This is a genomic window from Lacihabitans sp. LS3-19, assembly GCF_024343575.1.
GTDB lineage: Bacteria > Bacteroidota > Bacteroidia > Cytophagales > Spirosomataceae > Leadbetterella.
This window is the reverse complement of the sequence record NZ_RJUA01000074.1, coordinates 1-1,986: the sequence shown is the minus strand read 5'-3', so window position 1 is coordinate 1,986 and position 1,986 is coordinate 1. Positions and strand designations below refer to the sequence as shown.

Genomic DNA, 1,986 nt, shown 5'->3' with positions numbered 1-1,986 from the left:
AGCAGTATAATCAGATCCTGCCGAAGCAGTTAAGTTAGAAGATGTTACATTTACAGAAAATGCAGTGCTATTATTAGAACGAGAAACAGTAAAAACTGCTGAAGTATTACCACCTAAAGTACCTTCCAATAGGCTAACATCATTAATAGATAGCTGAGTGGTAGTAATGTTAGAAGGAGCAAAATTAAAGTTATCTATTGCAAGATAATTTACAGAACCAGAAACACTAAAAGAAATGCTAATCAAAGGAATATTATCAAATGGAGTTCCAGTAAAATTAACAGTTTCAAATCCATTTAAACCTGTAGGAGATATACTTGCCGAATGAGAAACAGTATTGATGCCATCTTCTTTTAAACCCGTAAAAGTAACTGTACAGGCAGTTGCAGGAAAAGAATTTCCCGAATTGAGCGAAGACCATAAATCTACACTTAACATTTTAAAGGTCTTTCCTGCAGTCGTCACTTCAATTGATCCTTGATTTCCCGTTGCATACGGAGCTTTCGAATCTAAAAAGCCGAATGAACTACCAGAACCAATTGCTGAGACCGTTTTTGAAATCCCCAGTTTACCAGTACTCTGGAAATTCACGCCACCTTCTGTGAATGTATTAGCGAGATTTGTTTCATCCTCAAAGGTTTCTATGAAACTATCGTCATTTAAAATCGTAATAATTGCTGAACCCGAGCTAATGGTACCACCTGTGGGATTAGAAAGCGTCATATTAATCGTTTCATTCGGTTCTAAAGTTACATCTCCGTTGATGGTTACATTTACAGTTTGTGACAAAGAACCAATCGGGAAATTAACGGTAGTTAATGGTACTGCCACGTAATCTGAACCTGCAGTAGCGGTACCGTTTGATGATTGAATCTGAACTGAACCTGCCAAAGTTCCAAGAGATCTTGTAATAGTATAGGTATTTACTGTTGTTCCAGCATTTCCTTCAGAAAAATTAGCATTTGCTATTGCATAAGTATTAGTTACTGGTACTGTCGTTGTGAAATTCACATGATCAATCTCCAGATATACCAAACCATTTCCCCCACCCAAGCCATCTCCATCAACAGTATTAAAAGTTAGACTTTGAAAATATAAACCATCTAAAGGTGTTCCTATAAAATTAAGTCCGTTTACAATACCATTTGCATCTATAGTTTGGCCGCTTCCAAGAGCACCACCATTAGAATTAATAGTAATATTTGCCATTAAAGTATTTACCTGTCCACAAGGTATGCCTGAAACGGTTATTGAACCATTCATAGGTATTGCTCCTCCACTAGAATTACTTACATAAGCAGCAAATGAATTTATTTTATAACAGGCACCTGGGTTTAAACTATTATTTATTGCAATGTTAGCAGAATTACTGGTCGCCGGCGAATTAGTGATTAACTCCAAAAATTTCGAACTTCCGCCATAACCATAAGGAGCTAGAGTGGTTAGACTAAATGTATGTGTAAAATTAATTGAACTTTCAACAAATGAACCATTGTTCGTTTCTGTTTCAAAGTCTTCAGTGGCTGTAACTTGTGCAAAAGTATTAATCGAAATCAACAAGACTACAAAAAAAGACAGCAAGCTTTTAAGCTTAATATTGATAATTGATAAAGTAAAAATAGTTTTCATAAAATTAATGTTTTTGATATAATTCTTGCTGCTAAATATTTGGTAAGTCTTATTGTGTGAGAAAAAGTTTTAATAAAAAATATATTTTAATAAATCATAAATACCAAGGAGTAATTTTATTATTAAATCTTAATAAATACTCCTTGGCAATCAACAACTTATAATAGAGGCTTTAGTTTCTCGAAGGGTAAACCCCCACCAACGCAATAATATAATTCAAAGCAAGATAAGGCTGCATATTGTTTACAGGTATATTACCTCCATCTGAGCCAGTTGTAGAGCCCATTGCAACTTGATTTGCTGCTCCAGGTGCATATGGAAGCACAGTACCTCCTCTTGCTGCTGTTCCCAATGAAT

The 1,986-nt window shown here is 35.0% G+C and carries 1 protein-coding gene and 1 pseudogene; both read right to left on the bottom strand.

The window, feature by feature from the left end; translation table 11 throughout:
- Positions 1–1,629: Calx-beta domain-containing protein (locus EGI22_RS15400; protein WP_255069327.1), on the bottom strand; the 1,629-nt coding region annotated here is incomplete at its 3' end.
- Positions 1,630–1,801: 172 nt separating this feature from the next.
- Positions 1,802–1,986 (bottom strand): annotated as a pseudogene (locus EGI22_RS15395) (phage tail protein); the annotation flags it as partial.